18 protein-coding genes are annotated in these 21,675 nt (G+C 54.7%); 8 read left to right on the forward strand and 10 right to left on the reverse strand.

Translation table 11 applies throughout. The features are described 5' to 3' along the window. Positions 1-48: 48 nt before the first annotated feature. Positions 49-2,181, forward strand: a complete 2,133-nt coding sequence (locus BQ5383_RS01040) for a CocE/NonD family hydrolase (RefSeq protein WP_071428963.1) — start codon at positions 49-51, stop codon at positions 2,179-2,181. Positions 2,182-2,360: 179 nt separating this feature from the next. Here the strand turns inward: BQ5383_RS01040 and rbsK are convergent, their stop codons facing one another. From rbsK to BQ5383_RS01070, 6 genes are all read right to left on the reverse strand, one after another. Further along, the gene (rbsK, locus tag BQ5383_RS01045; RefSeq protein WP_071428964.1) at positions 2,361-3,278 is read right to left on the reverse strand and encodes a ribokinase; all 918 of its coding nucleotides are present in this window, start codon (positions 3,276-3,278) and stop codon (positions 2,361-2,363) included. A 165-nt stretch (positions 3,279-3,443) separates the two neighbouring features. After that, positions 3,444-4,430: an ADP-ribosylglycohydrolase family protein gene (locus tag BQ5383_RS01050; protein ID WP_071428965.1), complete on the reverse strand. Its 987-nt coding sequence runs from the start codon at positions 4,428-4,430 to the stop codon at positions 3,444-3,446. A 103-nt stretch (positions 4,431-4,533) separates the two neighbouring features. Beyond that, complete coding sequence (locus BQ5383_RS01055; RefSeq protein WP_071428966.1) at positions 4,534-6,072, reverse strand: extracellular solute-binding protein; 1,539 nt, start codon at positions 6,070-6,072, stop codon at positions 4,534-4,536. Between the two features lie 93 nt (positions 6,073-6,165). Continuing rightward, the gene (locus BQ5383_RS01060) at positions 6,166-7,062 is read right to left on the reverse strand and encodes a carbohydrate ABC transporter permease (RefSeq protein WP_071428967.1); all 897 of its coding nucleotides are present in this window, start codon (positions 7,060-7,062) and stop codon (positions 6,166-6,168) included. Between the two features lie 15 nt (positions 7,063-7,077). Further along, entirely contained in the window at positions 7,078-8,016 is a 939-nt protein-coding gene (locus BQ5383_RS01065; protein WP_071428968.1) for an ABC transporter permease, read from the reverse strand. Positions 8,017-8,395: 379 nt separating this feature from the next. After that, positions 8,396-9,421, reverse strand: a complete 1,026-nt coding sequence (locus BQ5383_RS01070; RefSeq protein WP_071428969.1) for a LacI family DNA-binding transcriptional regulator — start codon at positions 9,419-9,421, stop codon at positions 8,396-8,398. Positions 9,422-9,718: 297 nt separating this feature from the next. On the opposite strand from BQ5383_RS01070, the gene BQ5383_RS01075 reads away from it, so the two are divergent. The 7 genes from BQ5383_RS01075 (at position 9,719) to BQ5383_RS01105 (ending at position 17,609) form a co-directional block, all read left to right on the forward strand. Beyond that, complete coding sequence (locus tag BQ5383_RS01075) at positions 9,719-11,821, forward strand: ADP-ribosylglycohydrolase family protein (protein ID WP_071428970.1); 2,103 nt, start codon at positions 9,719-9,721, stop codon at positions 11,819-11,821. Between the two features lie 5 nt (positions 11,822-11,826). Next, positions 11,827-13,206, forward strand: coding sequence for an acyclic terpene utilization AtuA family protein (locus BQ5383_RS01080; protein WP_071428971.1), 1,380 nt, complete (start codon positions 11,827-11,829; stop codon positions 13,204-13,206). After that, on the forward strand, positions 13,203-13,520 hold the full coding sequence (locus tag BQ5383_RS01085; RefSeq protein ID WP_071428972.1) for a DUF4387 domain-containing protein: 318 nt from the start codon (positions 13,203-13,205) through the stop codon (positions 13,518-13,520). Before BQ5383_RS01080 ends, BQ5383_RS01085 begins: the two co-directional genes overlap by 4 nt. Positions 13,521-13,756: 236 nt before the next feature. After that, positions 13,757-14,086: a hypothetical protein gene (locus tag BQ5383_RS01090; protein WP_071428973.1), complete on the forward strand. Its 330-nt coding sequence runs from the start codon at positions 13,757-13,759 to the stop codon at positions 14,084-14,086. 4 nt (positions 14,087-14,090) lie between these two features. After that, a complete protein-coding gene (locus tag BQ5383_RS01095) occupies positions 14,091-14,282 on the forward strand; it encodes a helix-turn-helix transcriptional regulator (protein WP_071428974.1) in 192 nt (63 codons plus the stop codon). A 381-nt stretch (positions 14,283-14,663) separates the two neighbouring features. Next, positions 14,664-17,324, forward strand: a complete 2,661-nt coding sequence (locus tag BQ5383_RS01100) for a heavy metal translocating P-type ATPase (protein ID WP_071428975.1) — start codon at positions 14,664-14,666, stop codon at positions 17,322-17,324. 12 nt (positions 17,325-17,336) lie between these two features. Beyond that, positions 17,337-17,609, forward strand: coding sequence for a metal-sensing transcriptional repressor (locus BQ5383_RS01105; RefSeq protein ID WP_071428976.1), 273 nt, complete (start codon positions 17,337-17,339; stop codon positions 17,607-17,609). 401 nt (positions 17,610-18,010) lie between these two features. Here BQ5383_RS01105 and BQ5383_RS01110 read toward each other — a convergent pair whose 3' ends face one another. The 4 genes from BQ5383_RS01110 to larE all read right to left on the reverse strand — a co-directional run bounded on the left by BQ5383_RS01110 (position 18,011) and on the right by larE (position 21,653). Continuing rightward, on the reverse strand, positions 18,011-18,205 hold the full coding sequence (locus tag BQ5383_RS01110) for a hypothetical protein (protein WP_071428977.1): 195 nt from the start codon (positions 18,203-18,205) through the stop codon (positions 18,011-18,013). Positions 18,206-18,717: 512 nt separating this feature from the next. Then, positions 18,718-20,136, reverse strand: a complete 1,419-nt coding sequence (gene larC / locus BQ5383_RS01115) for a nickel pincer cofactor biosynthesis protein LarC (protein ID WP_071428978.1) — start codon at positions 20,134-20,136, stop codon at positions 18,718-18,720. A gap of 1 nt (position 20,137) precedes the next feature. Continuing rightward, a complete protein-coding gene (gene larB, locus BQ5383_RS01120; RefSeq protein ID WP_071428979.1) occupies positions 20,138-20,893 on the reverse strand; it encodes a nickel pincer cofactor biosynthesis protein LarB in 756 nt (251 codons plus the stop codon). Position 20,894: 1 nt separating this feature from the next. Beyond that, complete coding sequence (gene larE / locus BQ5383_RS01125; protein ID WP_071428980.1) at positions 20,895-21,653, reverse strand: ATP-dependent sacrificial sulfur transferase LarE; 759 nt, start codon at positions 21,651-21,653, stop codon at positions 20,895-20,897. Between the last annotated feature and the right edge of the window lie 22 nt (positions 21,654-21,675).

Here is a 21,675-nt window from a genome sequence, read left to right on the forward strand (position 1 = left end):
TTTGGATGGAAAATCACAGCTGATTAAAACAAAAAAGGAGAACGGACCATGACACAGTGGAATTTCTATTTTTCCGGCGTGCTTTGCGGAAAGTTCCTGGAGGACGACACTTCCCTGATGGTGGAACGACTGGATGAAAAAACCGTACAGTGGCTTCCTAAAGCTCCCCTCACTGAGGAAAACGACGCTTTTTTCAAGGTGTTGTGCAACAGAAGTATGCTTTCCTTCTTCCAGCATCGTAAGGAATATGAGAGCAAAATGTCCTCCGCTCCGGAAGTGTTTGTCACCGAAAACGGTCAGCGGTTCCAGGCACGGCGGGGTGAAGCCTATTTCCAGCGGGATATCAAATTCCCCATGGATCTGTTTCATCAGGGTGGCGTTATTTTCGCGGTAGTGATGAGCGGTCGGGATTACACCGCTGTTTTGGTGAAGAAAGGAATGGAGCGGCAGACCCCTGTGGCACTGTGGGAACAGGTTTTCCCCGGCACCATCGCAGATGGCGATGAGTATCAGCCAGGGCCCTGCTTCCCCATCCGGATGCTGGGAACCTTCCAGGTGCCGACCCGGGATGGCGAAAAGCTGGCCACCGATGTCTATCTGCCGGTTGATCCCATCCGCACCCGCTTCCCCTCTGTACTGGTGCGGACCCCTTATGGAAAGGGGAAGGGGGCGGAAGGCTATTTCCGTTTCCTGCACCGCGGCTATGCTGTTATCATCCAGGATGTGCGGGGCCGTGAGGACAGCACCGGAGAATGGGAGCCGCAATATCATGAAATTGAGGATGGCGATGACACCCTTAACTGGATGGCTGCTCAGGAGTGGAGCGACGGCCAGGCGGCTATGACCGGAGGCTCCTATCTGGGATATGTACAGTGGGCAGCGGCGGCCAGCGGCAATCCCCATCTGAAAGCTATGCTCAGCAGCGTCTGCGCCGGCAGCGCCTTTGTGGATATCCCCCGCCGGGGCGGCTGCTTCAATTCCGGTATGCTGGCCTGGGCCTTCGCCATGACAGAACAGCGGATGCGTCCCGATCTGATGGTCCGGGATGACTGGGATGAGGTGCTGAACATCCGTCCCCTGAAGGATATCCCCGTCAAAGCTTTGGGACACGAGGTGCCCTTCCTCTCCCACTGGCTGAAACACCGGGATCTGGACGAATTCTGGAAGATGTCCAACTGGCAGAAGCGCTACCAGGGCGGTGCGGTGCCGGCACTGATCATGTCCGGCTGGTTTGATGACAACGGTATGGGTACCACCGAGGCCCTGGAGCTGGTGAAAAACTGGCCCAAAGGCAGCTGGAAAGCGATCCTTGGTCCCTGGATGCACAGCGGAAACGCCAACTATGACCTTCATAAGGTTTGGCTGGGTGAAGATGCTCTGCGCTATGATATGGACATCCAGTGCATGCTGTGGCTGGAGCATTTCCTCAAAGGCGTGGACAACGGCATTGAGAAAACTCCTGCGGTGGAGTATTACACTCTGGGAGACAACCGCTGGAAAACAGCGGATAGCTGGCCGGTGGAAAGCTCAAAGGTCTGCACCTATTATCTCCAGAGCGGTTCCGCTCCCGCTGCCGGAACCGGGGACTGCTGCGGCGCCGGTTTGCTCAGTGCTCAGGCCCCTGGGGACAGCGGTGTGGAAGGCTATGTCTATGACCCGGAAAATCCGGCCACCCATATTGTGGATATGTCTGAAAACGAGCTGGAGGTACCGGAGGATTACACCAAAGAGGAAGGCAGAGCAGATATCCTTTCCTTCACCACCCCTGTGCTCACCGCTCCTCTCACCGTTACCGGCGAGCTGCGCGCAACCCTTTATGTCTCCTGTGACTGCCCGGATACCGATTTTGTGGTACGCCTGACCGATGTGGACGAAAACGGACGGTCCGTCAAGCTGGCGGACGGCGTCATCAGCGCCAAGTACCGCAACAGCTTCGAGCAGCCGGAATATATGGAACCAGGACAGGTGTATAAAATTCCTGTGCGTACCACCAAAATCTCCAACACTTTCCTTCCCGGCCACCGGATGCGTCTGACCATCACCTCCAGCGCCAAGAACTTTATCTTCCCCAACAGCAACACCGAACTGGGCTTTGACAGCCAGGAGCGTCGCAAAGCCAACATTACCCTCCATTGGGGCGGCATAAACGCTTCCTGCGTGGAGATTCCGGTGGAAGAATAATTTCTATCTGTATAAAATACGCTTTATATCCAAATAGGATAATTTCAAAAAAGATTTTTTGTTAAACCAATCTCTGCAAAATGAAAAGCACAGCGCCGCGGAACCAGCTATCAAGCCAGTTCCGCGGCGCTGTTTGTTTTCTTTAAGGCAGCTGCAAACGTTTTTGCGATATTTGCCCATTACAGAAGAGCGTCTACTTCCTCCCGGGTGGGGATGGAGGTCTGGGCCCCTTTTCTGGTGACGGAAATGGTGGCAGCTGTATTGCCCATCCGGATGGCGTCCATGAGCGAACGTCCCTCCGCCAATCCGGTAACAAATCCGCCGTGGAAGGTATCTCCCGCCGCTGTGGTATCCACCGCCTGGACCTTTTTGGTCGGGATCAGCTGCGCTCCCTCCTTGGTCACCAACAGAGCACCTGCGCTGCCCATGGTCGCCAGAACCGCACCCACACCTTTCTCGCGGATCAGCATTCCCGCAGCCTCTTCCGCCTGTTCCACCGTATCGGTGGACATACCGGAAAGCTTCGCCAGCTCAGTCTCATTGGGTGTGAAATAATCCACCGACCGCAGCAGCTCGTCCGGCAGGCTGTCCGGCGCCGGGGCGGGATTGAGCACCACAGTCTTGCCATGGGCCTTGGCCAGACGCACCGCTTCCATTACCGCCTCCATGGGGATCTCCAGTTGAAGTACAATAATGTCATGGTCAGCAATCAGCTGCTCATGGGCACGGATGACCTCCGGACCGCACTGTCCGTTGGCTCCAGCAATAACAATAATGCTGTTTCCCCCCGTGCTGTCCACGGTGATGACCGCCAGGCCTGTAGGAACACCCGGGCAGACAACCAGAGGAGAAACATCCACCCCGGCGGCGCTCAGGCTGTCCCGCAGAATGCTGCCATTGGCATCATCTCCAATGCATCCCAGCATCGCTACATTCTTTCCCAGCTTTCCCGCGGCACAAGCCTGGTTCGCGCCCTTTCCGCCAGGCACATAGGCCAGGGATTTGCCCATGATGGTCTCTCCGCGAAGGGGCATTTGCTCTACGTTTACCACCATATCCATATTCAGGCTGCCAATAACCAAAATACGCTGTTCCATTCCTTTTCCTCCACCATTTTCAGTAACACTGCAACGGAAATCCTTTTTTCTTATTATAAAACCATTGGAAGGGAAAGTCCATCCTTCCCTTCCCGCTTAAAGCTGGAAAAGGCGGCGCGGTCAAAACCGCGCCGCCTCAGCTGAGCTCTTATGATGGAAACAAAATCAAACAATCAGAGCAGCCAGTTTTTCCGCCATGTCCTTGATATCTACGCCAGCGGCAAACTGCAGGCAGGTACCAGTGGGATAGCGGGTCTTTTCCACCCAGCGCTCCGGAATACCGGAAATGCCGTACTTGGCTCCCAAAACGCATCCTGCTACCGCACCGATGGTGTCAGCATCCCGGCCAAAGTTGCCGGCCAGCAGTACACCTTCCCGGAAACTGCTGTTCTTCATCCGCAGGCAGGCAAACGCGGAGGGAAGCGCTTCAGCAGTTGTGGCCCAGGTGGTGGTGAACAGCTCATCATGGAGAGGCATCCAGGCATCCATGACACAGCCTTTGGCGTCATCCACGATCTGGAAAGCCCGGTTCATGTTGTAATAGAGCCAGGATTCCTGGGGAATCACCTTGAGCACAGCGTCAAAGATCTCATCCATGGAGGCATCCACCATCGCCAGAGAGACAGCCACAGCTACTGCTTGGGCGCCCCAGATACCATCTCTGTAATGGCTGACAGAGGCATCGATTTCCGCCAACTTGGCCGCACGCTCCGGATCTCCGGCGCAGATGATTCCCACCGGACCGATCCGCATAGCGGAACCATCGCTCATATGATAGGTATTGAACTTGCCGGACAGGGGAGGCCGCAGGCCTTTCCGCAGATTGTTGGCAGCCTCAATTTCACTGGCGCCGCCCCGCTTGAATTCATCCTGTACCGCCACATCCTCCAGCCAGGCCTCGACTACCTTTTCGCTGGTCAGCTCGCCACCGCACTTGATGAGGGTCTTTGCGGTGAGCAGAGCAAACTCGGTATCATCGGTGCTCCAGGAAGCGCCTTTGTTGAAGTCAGTGGTGAAACCATAGTTGACACGATTTTCCTGCTTTCTGCACGCGTCTCCCAGGGAGTCTCCGATGGCCAGACCGGACAGGGCGCCGTATGCCTTCTCAAAGGCCAGTGCAGGGTCTGCCGCCAGTTCTTTTCTTGTTCTCATGAATGGACCTCCAGCTTTGTTAGTTTGATGATCCGCCAGGGGGCCTCAAGCCCCCTGGCTCAGTTTCCGTATTGCTTTTGTTCCAAGGGATTTCAAATGAGGATCAGCCCAGCACACCGGCCAGATACTCACTGAAAGCGTCGCCGCCGGCAGCATTCCACTCCGCCACAAAGTCATCAAACTCGGACAGGGGCTTGACACCTCTGACAAAGTCGGCGGAATACTCATCATAAAGCAGCTTCATGGCATCCCACTGAGCGGTCAGCTCCTCGGGAACCAGCACGTTGACATCCTCTACATAATACTGATCGGAGAGGGTCAAAGAATCCTGAGCAGCCTGGCTGTAGATGGGTTCGGCCAGAGGAGGCTCGGGGTTGAAGTTGTTGGTGGTAGGATGAATACGGGACCACCACTCAGGGAAGCGATCGGTAAAGACGATCTGATTGTTCTCGATGTTGTAGTGCTTGCCTTCGATACCGCACTTATCCAGGATACGTCCCTCGGGGCTGGCCATGAATTCCAGGAAAGCCCAAGCGGCATCCTTGTTCTCGGAATAAGCATTGATGGCAAAACCACGGGAAGCCTTGGTGGTATCCACCGCGGAGTAACCCTCGGCAACACCCTTGGCCGGAGGCAGCGCCACCAGCTCGGTGCCCTGAACAGATACCATCTTGTCATTGTAGATCTTGATGGTGTCACCAGCGTTGCCAGCGATCATACCAGCCTTGCCGTCATAGAACTTCTGCTCCATGACATCCCAGGTGTTGGTCAGATACTCGGGATCCAGCAGGCCCTCTGCATACAGCTTGGCGTAGAACTCCAGCTTGTTCTTCTCAGCCTCTGTAGCCTTGGAGAATACCCACTTGCCATCCTGCTTTACCAGAGTGGCGGTAACGCCGAAAGCCTGATTGAAGATGCTGTTGATCCGGGCCAGGTTGCCATCACCGTTGTTGTTGGCATTATCGGTGGTCAGCGCATATTCCACCAGACCCTTGTCCTTCATTTCCTTGAACAGAGCATAGTAGTTGTCCACAGTGGGATCTTCCACCAGCTTGGCATAGCTGTCCAGAGATTCCGCCCAGTCCTTACGCATGACAGGGACGGGAGTACGGGCAGGCTCCAGCCACAGCAGGTAAGGATAGTTGGTGATCTGAGCCTCATTGACGGGAAGCATGATCTCCTTGACAAAAGTGGAGCCCTCCACATAAGGAGTCAGATCCTCCAGCAGACCCTCCTGGGCGATAGCCAGGTCACCACCCTGGAAATAAATGATGTCCGCATCGATCTCTCCGGTACGCAGGCCCAGAGGAACCGCGGTGCCATAAGAACCCGCCGGGGGCTCCACGATCACCAGATCGATATACTGGCCGTGGGAAGCCATTTTCTCCTCCACAACCTTCTCCATCTCAATGACGTCCTCCTCAGTGGGCAGAACATCTTTGATGAGCAGGCTTACGGTAACCGGAGCATCAGCAGAACCAATATCAGGCCACTCGCTGCTTCCGGTGGGGGCCGCAGTGCTGCTGCCGGAGCTGGCAGGCTGAGACGCAGCGGAAGATGCTTCCTCCTGAGAACCGCCGCAACCGGTGCACAGCGCCATGGTCATCATGGCCGCCAGGGCGATTGACAACAATCTTTTCATTCTCTTAACCTCCTGAACAATCATTTGGGGTTCGCGATACACTGTGGTTTTATCTGCTATTCCCGCTTCACGGCGGGAAAGAGACCAAAAGAATCATTCCTTTACACCGCCGGCCATAATGTCCTTGGTGTAATATTTCAGTACCAGGGGATAGATCAGCAAAATGGGGATGATGGCTACGATCATAACGGCATACTGCAGAGCGGTGTAATCGATCTGTGCCAGTTCATTGTAGTTGAGCAGGTTTTGGGTACCGATGAGGGTGGTGACATCGCCATCCACCACAAATTTCCGCAGTACCACCTGCAGGGGGCTCTTGGAAAGAGAACTGATGTAGACACCGGAACGAAGGTATTCATTCCACCGGATAACGCCATAGAACATGGTCAAAGTGGCAATACCGGGCTTGCACAGGGGGGCCGCCACAGAAAAGAGCATCCGGATATGTCCCGCGCCGTCAATGGTGGCCGCCTCAAACAGGGAGGTGGGGACCGCCTCAAAGTAGCGCATCATAATAACCAGATAATAAACATTAACGGCCATGGAGAGAATAACGGCCCACTGACTGCCCATCAGCCCCAGATCTTTGACCACGAAGTATTCGGGAACAAGACCGGGATCGAAGAGCATCATGATGATGAAGAACACCATCAGCACCCGTTTACCCAACAGCTTCGGCCGGGTCATGACATAGGCGGCCGTGATGGTCAGCAGCATATTCAGCGCCGTACCCACCACAGTGATGAAGATGGAGTTGAACAAGGAAGGTACGATAACGGGGTTGCTGGCAATGACCTGATAATTGATGAAATTCAGATCCTTAGGGATGATTTCCAATCCCATCATGGAGCCGGAAACCTTGGGATCAGAAAGGCTGCGGGCCAGCATATTCAGCATGGGGATTACGATGCTCAGGGTAAAGAGGAACATGATGAGCATCAGCACAATCTGGGAAAGACTGATTTTATATTTGCGTTTTGGCTGTTTCATCCTTTTCTCCCCTCCTTACCAGACACCCTTGCCGGTGGCCTTCTTGGATGCCACATGGGTCAGCAGCACCAGTACCACACCCACAAGGCCCTTAATGAGCGCCACGGCACAGGACAGGGAATACTGTCCGTTCTCCAGACCCAGACGGTAGATGTAGGTGTCCAGAATATCGATGACGCTGTTGACAGCGGGGTTGGTGAAGTTGAACACCTGATCGAAACCGGCGGACATAAAGAAGCCCAGGTTCAGGATGAACATGGTGGTCATGGGCACTACCAAAGCGGGCAAAATGATGCTCTTGATGATCTGCAGACGGTTGGCGCCATCAATGGCCGCGGCCTCATACAGGTCAGGGCTGATGGCCAGGATGGCGGTGAAATAGACGATGGAATCCCATCCCAGGCTGCGCCAGCCTTCAGAGAAGAACAGCACCCAGCGGATGGCTCCCTTATCGGTCATAAAGTCAACCGGTTCCATGCCAAAGAAGCCCATCAGCTGATTGACCGCACCGGTGCTGGGATTGAGCAGCGCCATCCAGATACCGGCGATAACCACCCAAGACAGCAGGTGAGGCAGATAAGAGACCACCTGCACATATTTGCGGAACCGGGTGGAACGGATCTCATTGAGCATCAGCGCGAAAATCACGAAGAATGGGAACAGCAGCACATACTTCATAAAGCTGATGACCAGGGTGTTCCACAAAATGTCCCCAAAGGCAGAGCTGTCAAAAATCATCTTGAACCATTTCAGCCCTACCCATTCCCACGGACCTCTGGCACGATAGTTGTAAAAAGCCATCCGCAGGTTCCAAATTGGCCACAACCGGAACAAAATGAAGTAAATCAGTGTCGGCAGCAACAACAGATACAGGACCTTGTCCGCCCACATCTGATGCAGAGCCCGACGCCATCCTGGCTGCTGATTGATGATGACTGGTTGTTTTGCTTTCATCTGCTGACCTCCTGTTTCCATGGATTTTCGCCTTAAAAAGCAGTAATCGACGAAAGAAATAGATAAACCGGTTTCGTACACTGTTTTTCATTATAAATATCTTTTTGGGCGTTTTCAAGGGGATACTCGCCCAAAAAAGGAACGATATATTTGTATTATCCCTACAAAACTCTTTCTAATTGACAATTTTTTATTTATTTTTATAAAGATTGGGCTTTCTGCAATCTAAGGGAACATTTTATGGTTCACTGAAATCGTAAACCAGTTACGTCAAAACAAGCAAAAAATGAGGCTGAAATTTTACTTTCAGCCTCATTTTGTATTTTCTTGTTTCGCTTTGATAAAAGCTCTTTCCCTGCAGCTCTTCACAGAGAAATGATCATTTTTTATTGCTTCTGGGCCTGGTGGTGCTGCGCAGCGTCAGCGTGGGAGCCACTGTAATGTGGCGAAGCCCACCCTCCTGACCATTGATAATGGCCATCAGCATACGCGCGGCTTCCCGGGCCATATCATAATGAGGTTTGACCACCGTGGACAGCTGCGGTTCAAAAATCTCCGACAGCTCAATGCCGTCAAAGCCGATCACTTCCACCTCTTGGGGCACCTTTTTTCCTGCTCTCTGCAGAGCCTTTACCACACCGATGGCAATCAGGTCGCTTCCTGCAAAAACCGCGTCAAATTTTTCCCCGCGGCTGAGCAGACCATTGATCGCCTGAAAACCATATTCAATGGAAAAGGAGCCGAAGCCCACCAGCTTCTCATCCAGCGGAATGCCCGCGCCATCCAACGCTTGCCGGTAGCCCTCATACCGCTGAATGGCACCGGAAACCCCTTCCGTACCATCCAGATATACAATCCGCCGGTCCCCCGACTGGATCAGATACTGCACCGCCTGCAATGCTCCTTTGACATTGTCGCCTGTAACGCTGCCGTCGCTGAGATAAAGATCAAACGTACGGCCGATCAGCACAATTGGTACGTTATATTTGCTGAACTGCGCCAGAAAACTGTCATTGGAGATACCGGAGCAAAGGATCACACCATCCATCCGATGGTCCACCATGGACAATAAGTGCGTCTTTTCTTTTTTAGGGTCGGAATCAGAGTTGCAAAGGCACATGGAATAGTTGTTTTCGTCCAGGCAATCCCCTACCCCCCGGATGATGGCAGGATAAAAGAGGTTGGAGGCATCGGGAATGATCAAACCAACCATGCCCGAACGTGCTGTGGTGATACTCCGTGCCAGTGTGCTTGGGCGATAGTTGAGATCCTTCATGGTTTTAAGGATTCTGCGTCTGGTTTCCTTGCTGACGCCTTCATTCTTATCGTTGATCACTCGGGAGACCGTGGCCTTTGAAACACCGCAGATCTGAGCGATATCTGCAATGCTGTATTTTTTTTGCATTTCAGTCTCTCTCCTTGCTTGATTTTACGAAACTGGTTTCGAAAAAAAGCGCATTCGCCTTTTCCTTTCTCTTTAGCTTGATTATAAAATGCTCACGAAGCAAACACAAGTGATTTTATTGATTTTTCCAGCTTTTCTTTCGCTTTGAGTAGTTGTCATAAAGGTTTGTTCAAATTATTATGTATTTTGGCCCATTGTTTTTTCCTTTTTTTCTGGCTATAATGATGGTTGTGAGAGAAACCGGTTTCTTTATGAAATCGGAAACAACAACACGCTGTTTCAGGAGGTAACTCAAAAATGGTCGATCGCTATTTGGAAAAAGTTTATGCAGGTTTTCTGGGCATGAACATTGGCATCCGGCTGGGCGCTCCGGTAGAGCCTACCATCTGGACCTATGACAGAATCCGCAATACATACGGCGATATCCACGATTACGTCAAGGAATTTAAAAATTTCGCCGCTGACGACGATGCAAATGGTCCCGTTTTCTTCCTGAGGGCATTGTGGGATGATGCCGCCAACCGGCCGCTGGAGCCTCAGGATGTGGCCCGTGCCTGGCTCAACTACGCCCGTGAAGGCGTCGGCATGTTCTGGTGGGGCGGTTATGGCCGCAGCACCGAGCACACCGCTTATTTGAACCTGAAGGCCGGTATCCCCGCTCCCAAATCCGGCTCCATTGAACAGAACGGCAAGATCATCGCCGAGCAGATCGGCGGGCAGATCTTCATTGATACCTGGGGTCTGGTCAATCCTGATAACCCCGCCAAAGCTGCTGACTATGGTCAGGTGGCCGCCAGCGTTTCCCATGACGGCAACGGCGTTTGGGGCGCCCGCTTCTTCTGCGCCGCGATCTCCAAAGCCTTCACCACCAGCGATATCCGGGAGATCATTGATGCGGGTCTTGCTCAGATCCCCGGCGACAGCGATTATGCCAAAGTGGCTCACGCTGTGCTGGACTTCCACAAGGCCCATCCCCATAACTGGAGAGACTGCTACCAGATGCTGGTACGGGATTGGGGTTATGACAAGTTCGGCGGCGTCTGCCACATCATTCCCAATGCCGGTGTCTGCGTGCTGTCCATGATCTATGGCGGCGGCGATTTTGCCCGCACCATCGAGATCGCCACCATGTGCGGCTGGGATACCGACTGCAACGCTGGTAACGTAGGTACCGTACTGGGCGTGGCCTGCGGCATCGAAAATCTCCCTGAGCGTTATCGGGGCCCCATCAATGACGGCCTGGTATTGTCCGGTATTTCCGGCTACCTGAATATTCTGGATATCCCCTCCTATGCCAGAGAAGTGGCTGTTCTGGGCTATCGTCTGGCCGGGGAGGAGGTCCCCTCCAGCCTGGCTGAGAGCTTCCGGCCCGGAGAAGTCTATTTTGACTTTGAACTGCCCGGTTCCACCCACAATATCCGCCTGTCCGATCCCTTCTTCTGCAAAGCCTGGCACAGCACCGAGCACGCGGCTGCCGGCAGCGGTTCTCTGAAGATCCTGGTGGACCGTATGAGCCGGGGCGACCAGTGCAAGGTTTTCTACAAACCCTTCTATCGCCGGGACGATTTCTCCGATGAGCGCTACAGCCCTGTCTTTACCCCCACTGTTTATTCCGGCCAGACTGTTTCCTTCCAGCTCTATCTGGATCAGTGGACCGGTTGGGAGACTGTGGGTATCGCTCCTTATGTCCGTACCACCAGCGACAAGAAGGATCACCTCCAGGGCTACATTAAGCTGGTACAGGGTCAGTGGATGACTGTTCAGTTCCAGATCCCCGATGTGGGCGGCGACCTCATTGATGAGGTGGGCTTTGTCATTGAGGGCTACTCCGTTTCCAAAGCCAAGACCCTGGGCTGCATGTATCTGGATGAGTTCTCCATCTCCGGCAAGGCTTCCTACACCATCGCCATCGCCAAGCAGGCCAAGGAGCTGGGAAGCATCACTCCCTTCTCGGTGGATCATGGCGCCTGGGAGAAGGAAGATGGTAAGCTGTCTCTGATGCGCTGCGAGCCTTCCTTCGCTTATGCAGGCAATTACTACAGCAAGGATTATAAAGTTTCTGTTCCCGTCACTCCCCTCAACGGTGATTGCCACCTGATTCTGGCCCGGGCACAGGGCGCGATGCGCGGCTATGCCGCTGGTCTGTGCGAAAACGGCACTGTCCGGATCTACAAAAATGACTTTGGCTTCTCGGTACTGGCCGAGGCTCCCTTTGAGTGGAAGCCGGAGCGCAGCTATCTGCTGGAGCTGGAAGTAAAGGGCAGCACCATCTCCCTGACAGTGGACAGCCGCAAGCTGCTGACTGTGGAGGACGATTCCTTCTCTTATGGTATGTATGGCTGTGGTTCCATCACCATCGGACGCACCCTGTTCGGTGACTTCAAAGTGGAGGAGCTGTAAGTAATATGAAAGAGCTGAAAATCCTTTCCCCCTGTGGGATTTTGGGTTACGGTTATCCTGAAAGCTCCTTCCTGGCAGGAATGGAGCATCATCCCGACGCCATCGTGGTAGATGCCGGAAGCACCGACGCCGGTCCTCACAAGCTGGGGGCCGGGGTGGCTATCGTCAGCCGCCAGGCCTGTAAAAAAGACCTGGAGATCATGATCCTCAATGGTCTCAGGGCCGGCATCCCTGTTGTCATCGGTTCCGCAGGTGGTTCCGGCGGGCGGGTCCATGTGGAGTGGACCTGGAGTATCATTCGGGAAATTCTCCAGGAAAACGGCTATGAAGATAAAAAAGTGGCTGTTGTCTGGGGTGATATTCCCAAGGAAGTAGTTGCCCAGCGTTTGGCGGAAGGCAAAGTCACTCCTCTGGGGATGGCGGTACCGGAACTGACTGCGGAGCGCCTGGAGCGCACCACCGCTGTGGTGGCTCAGATGGGTCATGAGCCTATCGTCAAGGCGCTGGAGACCGGCGCTGACATCATTCTCTGCGGCCGTGCCTACGATCCCTCCCCCTTCGCCGCTGTGGCCGCTTTCCATGGCTTCAATCTGGCCTACGGCTATCATGCCGGAAAGATCCTGGAGTGCGCCGCCCTGTGCGCCGAACCCGGCACTACCAAGGATTGTATGCTGGGTACTATCCGGGAGGACGGCTTTGTGGTCACTCCCCTCTCCAGCGAGCGCCGCTGCACCTGTACTTCCGTAGCGGCCCACACCTTCTATGAAAAGGATCATCCTTACCTGCTCCATGGTCCCGGCATTGTGCTGGATCTGGAACAGTGCACCTTTACCCAGATGGAAGACGGCCGCAGCGTCTTTGTCACCGGCAGCCGCATCCATACCACCGATCCATACTACATCAAGCTGGAAGGCGCCATGCAGGTAGCCTATCGTACCTTTGTGGTAGCGGGCATCCGCGATCCTCTCCTCATTGGCAGACTGGAAGAGGTGGAGGCTCTGGTAGAAAAGCAAGTGCGGAACTATTACAAGGAGCTGCCCCAGGATTCCTTCCGTATTCACTTCCTCAACTACGGCATCGATGGTGTGATGGGCAAACTGGAGCCCCGCAGGGATGACCTGCCCCATGAAGTGGGTGTGGTATTTGAAGTGCTGGCAGACAGCCAGGAGCGGGCAAACGCCATCTGTGCCACCGTCCGTTCCACCTTCCTCCACTATGGCTACGAGGGCAGAAAGTCCACCGCCGGAAATCTTGCCTTTCCCTTTGCTCCCAGCGATGTTCCCTTCGGTCCTGTGTATGAGTTCTCGGTCTATCATCTGATGGAAGTTCGGGACGGCTGTGAAATGTTCCCCTTGGAAATGAGAACAGGAGGCGACAAAGAATGAAAAAGCGCCTGTACGATGTGGCCAAAGTTCTCCGTTCCAAGAACAGCGGCCCCTTTGAAATCACTCTGGACTGCCTCTTCGATGACGCTGCCATTTACGAGAAAATCAAAAACAGCGGCATCATCAACAAGGAGCTGGTCTCCCGGCTTTACGGCATCACCCCGGACCGGATCACCAACATTGTCTTTTTTGACCCGGCTCTGGGCTTCAAGATCACCTTTGCCCGGACCATTTCCTCCGGCACCTCCCTGGACACCGATGTTTACGGCGCCCAGCAGCACGCTCCCCTGATGGAACTGATGGTGGAGGTTTGATTCTATCCGCAATAGCAAAAATGGCCATGTCCTGCTTCGCAGCGGGGCATGGCTTTTTGCTTTTCACAAGTATCTGTCCCCATGATTGATACTGGAATCCGCCGTTGGAGATATGCAAACATCTGTCAACCGCATTTTCGCGGAATTAATATTAAGAGCTCTTGACATTTTCTTCTTTTTCCTGTATCCTCAAAATGTAAAGTATATTTAACATTTTGCGTCAGGAGGTTATCCCAATGAAAAAAATGGATGAAATGGAGCGCAGCATTCAACTTCGTTCAGAAGAATGGGGCTATCGTGTCGCACTGCTGATGCTGTGCGGATGGACGCTTTTTAACAGTTGGCAGACCCTCGCGTATGGCGCAAAGCACAATCCTCTTCCTTCCCTGATTCTTTGCGCCGCTGTCAGTGTGCAAAGCTTTGTACAAATGGGGCTGAAACAGAAGATGGTGGAGGGAGACGAAGAATACCGTCAGCCCAATCTATTGCTGCGGTCCATCATCCTCTCCATTGTGGTCACAGCAGTGATCCTGTCGGCGGGTACCTATTTCCTGGTGAAGGCATAAGCCCATGAAAAATATCGTCAAACAGCTGAGAAAACAAGCAGGACTGCGCCAGGAGGATCTTGCCAAACTGCTGGGGGTCAGCCGCCAGACCATTATCGCTATCGAAAATGACAAATATGACCCTTCCCTGGAGCTTGCGATGAAAATTGCAAAGCAGCTGGGACTTGGGGTGGAGGAGATCTTCTTTTGGGAGTAATTGGTGTGAAATCAATTTCTTTTGGGGCATTTTATCACATCTCTCCTGCAGCAGGCAGCAGATCGGCCGGTTGATTTTACAGAAATGATCTGCTGCAGAAGGTTTCTTTTTTCTTTTGTCAGATAATGTTTTGTCCACTGATGCAGCGGAAAATCAAGAGACAGAAATCCTTTCCCGAGCATTCAAAAAGATTCTTATTTTATTGATATCATGCATTTGGCGAGGCTGATTTTCTCTTTCACGCAGCACTTCTTCCCATGAGCAAATTTCTTTTTTCTCTTGACAAATATACTCATTCAGGATACAATAAGCTCGTCAGTGACACCCCCCCAGGGTGGGGGTGATTTGTTGGGAGCCTCAAGAGTGAAAAGGAGCTTTTCCATGAACAAACAAAAATTCAATGTTACCGGCATGACCTGCAGTGCTTGCAGCGCTCATGTGGAAAAAGCGGTGCAGAAGGTACCCGGCGTCTCTCAGGTAACGGTGAACCTGCTTCAAAATTCCATGCAGGTCAGTTGGGATGATACCGTTTCTTCTGCCGACACCATCATCGCCGCGGTGGTGGATGCCGGATATGGCGCTTCTCTGGCTGCCACCAAAAAGGCCGCTGCCGTTTCTAAAAATGAAAACACTGCCGCCCAGGAGATCCGCTCCATGAAACTGCGGCTGAAAGTGTCCTTTCTTTTTCTGATTCCCCTGATGTATGTTTCCATGGGCCATATGATGGGTCTGCCATTGCCGGAATTTTTCCACGGCAACGCCAACGCCATCACCTTCGCTTTCACTCAGCTGCTGCTGGTGCTGCCCATTATGTACATCAACCGCAAATACTATATCAACGGCTTCAAAGCCCTATTCCACCGCAGTCCCACCATGGATTCTCTCATTGCTGTGGGTTCTTCTGCCGCTGTCATCTATGGTATAGCAGCCATCTACGCCATTGGCTGGGGGCTGGGCCATGGGGACGAAGCGTTGGTATCCCGGTACTCCATGGACCTGTACTTTGAATCCGCAGGCACCATTCTCACCCTCATCACTCTGGGAAAATTCCTGGAAGCCCGCTCCAAGGGCCGCACCTCCGACGCCATCGCCAAACTGATGGACCTGGCGCCCAAAACCGCCACCCGTCTTCGGGACGGCGTGGAGGAAGAAGTGCCGGTGGAGGAGGTACTGGCCGGGGATGTACTGGTGGTGCGCACCGGGCAAAGCATCCCTGTAGACGGCGTGGTGCTGGAGGGCTCCGCTGCTGTGGATGAATCCGCCATCACCGGTGAAAGCCTGCCTGTGGAAAAGGCGGCGGGCGACCGGGTCACCGGCGGCACTGTCAGCCGGTCGGGTTACTTCACCTTCCAGGCCCTCCGGGTTGGGGAAGACACCACCCTCGCTCAGATCGTACGGCTGGTGGAGGATGCCAACAGCTCCAAGGCGCCCATCGCCAAGCTGGCGGACCGTATCAGCGGCGTTTTTGTACCGGTAGTCATGACCATTGCGCTGGCCGCTGCCCTCATCTGGCTGGCAATGGGTTATTCCCTGGAACACGCTCTGTCCACCGGAATTGCGGTGCTGGTCGTCTCCTGCCCCTGCGCTCTGGGGCTGGCTACCCCCACTGCCATTATGGTAGGTACCGGAAAAGGCGCGGAACTGGGCATCCTCTACAAAACCGCCGAGAGCCTGGAAAATATCCACAAGATCGATACTGTGGTGCTGGATAAGACTGGTACCGTTACACAGGGCAAGCCCGCCGTCACTGATATCCTCCCTGCTCCCGGAGTGGATGGTAAAGAGCTGCTGCGGCTGGCCGCCGCCATAGAAAAGCCTTCCGAACATCCTCTGGCCGCCGCTGTGGTGGCCAAGGCCGCTGAGGAAAATCTGACTTTACCCCAAGCGGAAAATTTCTCTGCCGTAGCCGGTCAGGGTGTTCTGGGCACGGTGGAAGGCCAGGCCATGCTGGCAGGAAATCTGAAAATGATGGAGGCGAACGGGATTTCTCTGGAAAGCCTTGCTGGTAAGGGAGAGGCTTTTGCAGAGGAAGGAAAAACGCCCCTGTTCTTCACCTCAGGCAGCAAGCTGTTAGGTATTATTGCCGTAGCGGACGTGGTCAAGCCCACCAGCCAGAAGGCAATTGAAGAGCTGAAAAAAACGGGAATCCATGTGGTGATGCTCACCGGAGACAACGCCCGTACCGCTGAGGCCATCCGCCGTCAGGTGGGCGTGGAACAGGTCATCGCCGAGGTCCTGCCCCAGGACAAGGAGGCTCATGTCCGTCGTCTCCAGGAGGAGGGCCATAAAGTGGCCATGGTGGGCGACGGGGTCAATGACGCTCCCGCTCTCACCAGGGCCGATGTAGGTGTGGCCATCGGAGCTGGTACCGACATCGCCATTGAATCCGCCGATGTGGTGCTGATGCGCAGCGATCTGCTGGACTGCGTTACCGCTATCCGTCTGGGCAAGGCAGTCATCCGCAATATCAAGGAGAACCTGTTCTGGGCCTTCTTCTACAATTCCATTGGCATCCCCCTGGCGGCAGGCGTTTTCTATCTCTCCCTGGGGCTGAAGCTCAATCCCATGTTCGGCGCCGCCGCTATGAGCATGAGCTCGGTGTGTGTGGTGAGCAATGCCCTGCGGTTAAAACTGTTCAAGGCTCCATGGGCCGCCCCCGCTGCCGCCTGCGGCGGAGCCTGCCCGGTGGATTCCGCTTCCCGGGAAAAGGCCCCTGCCGCCGCTTGCAATGGGAGCTGCCCAGTTGATTCTGCTCCTCAGGAGACGGTCTGCGCTGTCTCTGAAGAAATAAAACAATCATCATCCAATGAGCAATTACAAGGAGGAACTTTTACCATGGAAAAGAAAATGATCATTGAAGGTATGGCCTGCGGCCATTGCTCCGCCCGTGTGGAAAAAGCCCTGAATGCTATTGACGGCGTTTCCGCCACTGTGGATCTGGCGGCCAAATGCGCTACTATCACCCTCACCAAAGAGGTGAGCGACCAGGTTCTCACCGACGCCGTTACCGAGGCCGGTTATGACGTCATCTCCATCCAATAAGGAGGAGAGGCTATGAAAGCGGACCATGAAAAGGTCAGCCGTCTGTTAAAAACCGCCCGGGGGCAGTTGGATGGGGTGCTGCGGATGATCGATGAAGATCAGTACTGCATCGACATCGCCAATCAAATTCTGGCTGCCGAAGCCATCCTCCGCAAAGCCAACCGGGAGGTAGTCCGGGCACATATGGAGTCCTGCGTTGCCCAGGCCATGGAAAGCGGCGACGAACAGGCCAAGCAGCAGAAGTTGGATGAAATCCTCCGGCTGCTGGAAAAAATGGAGCGGTAAGCGCTGCAAAAAGTTAAAACGGGCCTTTCCCGGATGAATTGGGAAGGGTCCGTTTTGGTTTGCGGGAAAATCCGAGGAAGAGACGAGAAAGGGGGATACGTCCAAAGGGTCGCAACCCTTTGGAAACCCATCGCCCCGGCTGCAGCGATCTGGTTAGGCTGAAACAGTACCTGCCACGGTCTTAATTGGTACCTTTCAGTTTTAAGGGAACGAGCGGAAGGGAAAGGCTCTGCCCCTGTCCCGGCACAGGCAGTTTTGCCCGCTCGCTATTGGTCCGGGTAAAGCCGGACAAAGCCGCTCGCTGCTTTTTTCTCCAGCAGGACATACGAAAAGTCAAAAGTTTTTTCTTTGCCCGCTTTTCATTGGTTTCTGCCGCAGCTTGACTTTCGTATATACCTTGCTTACCGGATAACCGGTCTGGCAGATACCGCCTGGCACTGACGGATGACTGCGTTGCACCGGCGGGTATGATACTCCAGGTAGGCTTTCTGAGCCTGCCGGCGGAGCCGGTTCTGATCTTGGTAGGTTCTCCACCTGGCACAAGTTTTGTGGCAGCCCTCAAAATAATCCGGGCAGGTATTTTTGCAGGGGATCATAGGAAAACGCTCCTTTCAAAGATGGAATCATACCCACAGAAAATCAACAAACAAAAACAGCCGGACCTTCTGAGGGCAGTCAGCAGCAGCGCCTGCCCCATTGAAAGTTCCGGCTGATTTTAACCTGTTGCAGAGAGGGGTGCAAGTTATCGGGACAGAAGCCCGTACCTGTTATTTGAGCACACATCGGCCAACGCTCCTCTCTGCATTTCTATGTTTGACTGTTTTTATTGTATCGCGGACGGGAAAATTCTTCTCACCCTCTAAGGTAAAATCTTGTTAAAGATACTGTCCGTTCAGAAATTCCCGGAAGATTTCTGTTTCTGCTGGTATCTCCGGCTGTTTGAGGCACAGCCGCTATGCTGTTGCCCTTTCCCGTTTGGTTGTTTGTACATTCCTATGCATATCCAGCAGCTCCTATTCCTTTACAAAGATGGAGCACAGATAAAATTCCTCACCATTATGATAAAACAGCCGGTAAAACCCCATTAGATTTCACCGGCTGTGACCGTTTATTTCAGCGCTTCCAGCACCTGGCTGATGGAAACACCATGCTCCCGGGCCGCCCGGGCTACATCTTCATATTCCGCCTTGGATTTGGTAAAGCCGTCCCCCTGGGCCACTTTTACCCGGATCTCTCCATAAGGAGTGGAACGGGTAAGGATCTCCCGGAGCAGAACATAGCGGCGGCACTGTTTTTCCCGCACTCCCAGAGTGGTGGTGTGCCGGAGCATCAGGTCCGCAAACTTCTTTCCTTCCCCATCCCGGCAGACGCAGGTAAGCAGTACACCGGGGCGGTTCTTTTTCATCCCCGCCGGAGTGGTAAAAACATCCAGCGCTCCCGCTTCCATCAGCAGCTCCTGGGCATATCCCAGCGCCTCTGGAGTCATGTCGTCCAGGTTGCAGCTCAGCTCCAGTACTTGGTCCCCTTCCCCATCGGTATTGCCCAGATGGGCCCGGACACAGTTGGCCCACTCAAAGTCCTTTTTGCCCATCCCGTAGCCGGTAGCGGAAATGGTCATCACCGGCATGGAACCGAAGGAAGTGGCAAAATGCCGCAGCAGCGCCGCGCCGGTGGGGGTACACAGCTCTCCCTGCACCGCGCCGCCATAAACGGGAACCCCCTGAAGGATATGGGCGGTGGCCGGAGCGGGAACCGGCAGGATACCATGAGCGCAGCGGACCTGACCGCTTCCCACATGAACCGGGGAAACCACCACCTGCTCCGGGGCCAGCTCCTCCATCAGAAGGCAGAAGCTTACCACATCGGCTACAGCATCCATGGCGCCCACTTCGTGGAAGTGAACATATCCCACCGGCACCCCATGGGCATGGCTTTCCGCCTCGGCAATCAGCTTATATACCGCCAGTGCCTGATCCTTGACCCAACCACTCACCTGCAAGTGACCGATGAGATGACGGATCTCCTCCAGACCGGCATGGGAATGACTATGGGGGCCATGACCGTGAGGATGAGTGTGAAGATGGGGATGCTCATGGTCATGAGGATGAGCGTGATCATGGGGATGTTCGTGGTCGTGAGGATGCTCGTGATCGTGGGGGTGCTCGTGATCGTGGGGGTGCTCGTGATCGTGGGGATGTTCGTGGTCGTGAGGATGCTCGTGATCGTGGGGATGCTCGTGATCATGGGGATGCTCGTGATCATGGGGATGTTCGTGATCATGGGGATGTTCATGGTCATGATGATGGAAATCGCAGCTTTCTTCCTCCTGGCCATCCACGGTGACGGTAACATGGGTACCGGTGATACCACATTTCACCGACGGCTCCGCCCGCACCTCCACACCGGGCAGGCCCATGGCATTGATCCGGGCCAGGGATGCTTCCTTGTCCGGTACCAGCTTCAGGAGGGCGGCGGTGAGCATATCGCCGGCAGCTCCCATATTACATTCCAGATACAGCGTTTTCATCTTATTTTCCCTCCATATGGTTGATCATACTGGCAAGATAACCCGCACCAAAACCGTTGTCAATGTTCACCACGCTGACGCCGCTGGCACAGGAATTGAGCATGGATAACAGGGCGGAAAGGCCGTGCATGGAGGCGCCGTAGCCCACACTGGTGGGGACGCCGATGACAGGACAATCCGCCAGCCCTCCAATGACGCTGGCAAGGGCCCCCTCCATTCCAGCGATGGCGATGATGACCCGGGCGCTCATGATCTCCTCCATGTGGGACAGCAGCCGGTGGAGTCCCGCCACCCCCACATCGTACAGCCGCACCACCTCATTGCCCAGCACCTCAGCGGTGAGAGCCGCTTCCTCCGCCACCGGCATATCGCTGGTGCCTCCGGTGGCCACCACGATCTTTCCGATGCCATCAGCCTCGGGCATCTGGCCCACAATCCCCACCCGGCTCAGAGGGTCGTATCGCAGGGGAAGGCTTTTTCCCACCAGCTCCGCCGCTTCCACCGCCATCCGGGTGATAAGGATTGCTTTCTCTCCCCGGTCGGTCATGGCCTGGGCGATGGCTCTGATCTGCTCCGGGGTTTTGCCCGCGCCATAAATCACCTCGGCGGCTCCCTGACGCAGGCCCCGGTGATGGTCCACCTTGGCAAAACCCAGCTCCTCAAAGGGCTCCATTTTCAGCTGGAGCAGCGCTTGCTGGGGGGAAAGTTCTCCGGCACTCACCTGCTCCAACAGGTTCAGCGTTTCCTTTTGGGTCACTTTACTCTCCCTCCTTTTTTCTCGGTTCCAGATCCAGCAATACCTGGGAAAAGGCCGGAGCCAGTGCCGCACGAATCTCCTCCCGCCGGTCCAGGGCAGTTTGCAGCTGGTCCTCCGGCAGCTGAAGTCGGGCCGCATCTCCCAGCACCCGGACCCGGAAATCGGTGAAGCCTAACTGAAACAGAGCATCCTCGCTTTGTTCCACCCGCTCCAGGAGGCTGTGGGTAATGGTCCTCCCCGTAGGAATCCGGGTGGCGAGACAAGCATAAGCGGGCTTGTCCCAGGTAAACAGCCCCACTTCCCTGCTGCGCCGGCGCACTTCCTTTTTGGTGATGCCGCATTCCCGGAGAGGGGAACGGACCTCCAGCTCCCGCAGGGCTTTCATTCCCGGGCGGTCACCGGCATCATCGGAGGCATTGGTGCCGTCTATGAGTACCGGCCATCCGTCTGCCGCCGCCTGCCGCCGGATGAGGCTGAAAATGGCGTTTTTGCAGTGATAGCACCGGTCCCCGGGATTACAGGCCACCTGGGGCAGATCCAGGACATCGGTCTCCAGCACCGTCATCTTAGCCCCCAGCTGACCGGCCAGCTTCCGGGCATCCTCCAGTTCAAACCGGGGCTGAAAGGGGGTTTTGACATAATAAGCCTCCACCTGGGCGCCGTAATGGAGGGCTGCCCACAGGAGAAAAGCGGAATCCACACCCCCGGAAAAGCCCAGGGCGACAGTGGGATTTTCAGCGAAAAATTCAGAAAGTTCCATCTGTTGCGTCTCCTTTCAGAGA

The organism is Angelakisella massiliensis, from assembly GCF_900104675.1.
Classification (GTDB): Bacteria; Bacillota; Clostridia; order Oscillospirales; family Ruminococcaceae; genus Angelakisella; species Angelakisella massiliensis.

Coding starts and splice junctions, on each gene's coding strand:
- rbsK (WP_071428964.1), bottom strand. CDS start 3,278: ATGGAACAGCGTATTTTGGTTATTGGCAGCCTGAATATGGATATGGTG.
- BQ5383_RS01040 (WP_071428963.1), top strand. CDS start 49: ATGACACAGTGGAATTTCTATTTTTCCGGCGTGCTTTGCGGAAAGTTC.
- BQ5383_RS01050 (WP_071428965.1), bottom strand. CDS start 4,430: ATGAGAACAAGAAAAGAACTGGCGGCAGACCCTGCACTGGCCTTTGAG.
- BQ5383_RS01055 (WP_071428966.1), bottom strand. CDS start 6,072: ATGAAAAGATTGTTGTCAATCGCCCTGGCGGCCATGATGACCATGGCG.
- BQ5383_RS01070 (WP_071428969.1), bottom strand. CDS start 9,421: ATGCAAAAAAAATACAGCATTGCAGATATCGCTCAGATCTGCGGTGTT.
- BQ5383_RS01080 (WP_071428971.1), top strand. CDS start 11,827: ATGAAAGAGCTGAAAATCCTTTCCCCCTGTGGGATTTTGGGTTACGGT.
- BQ5383_RS01105 (WP_071428976.1), top strand. CDS start 17,337: ATGAAAGCGGACCATGAAAAGGTCAGCCGTCTGTTAAAAACCGCCCGG.
- larE (WP_071428980.1), bottom strand. CDS start 21,653: ATGGAACTTTCTGAATTTTTCGCTGAAAATCCCACTGTCGCCCTGGGC.
- BQ5383_RS01095 (WP_071428974.1), top strand. CDS start 14,091: ATGAAAAATATCGTCAAACAGCTGAGAAAACAAGCAGGACTGCGCCAG.
- BQ5383_RS01085 (WP_071428972.1), top strand. CDS start 13,203: ATGAAAAAGCGCCTGTACGATGTGGCCAAAGTTCTCCGTTCCAAGAAC.
- BQ5383_RS01075 (WP_071428970.1), top strand. CDS start 9,719: ATGGTCGATCGCTATTTGGAAAAAGTTTATGCAGGTTTTCTGGGCATG.
- BQ5383_RS01100 (WP_071428975.1), top strand. CDS start 14,664: ATGAACAAACAAAAATTCAATGTTACCGGCATGACCTGCAGTGCTTGC.
- BQ5383_RS01060 (WP_071428967.1), bottom strand. CDS start 7,062: ATGAAACAGCCAAAACGCAAATATAAAATCAGTCTTTCCCAGATTGTG.
- BQ5383_RS01110 (WP_071428977.1), bottom strand. CDS start 18,205: ATGATCCCCTGCAAAAATACCTGCCCGGATTATTTTGAGGGCTGCCAC.
- BQ5383_RS01065 (WP_071428968.1), bottom strand. CDS start 8,016: ATGAAAGCAAAACAACCAGTCATCATCAATCAGCAGCCAGGATGGCGT.
- BQ5383_RS01090 (WP_071428973.1), top strand. CDS start 13,757: ATGAAAAAAATGGATGAAATGGAGCGCAGCATTCAACTTCGTTCAGAA.
- larC (WP_071428978.1), bottom strand. CDS start 20,136: ATGAAAACGCTGTATCTGGAATGTAATATGGGAGCTGCCGGCGATATG.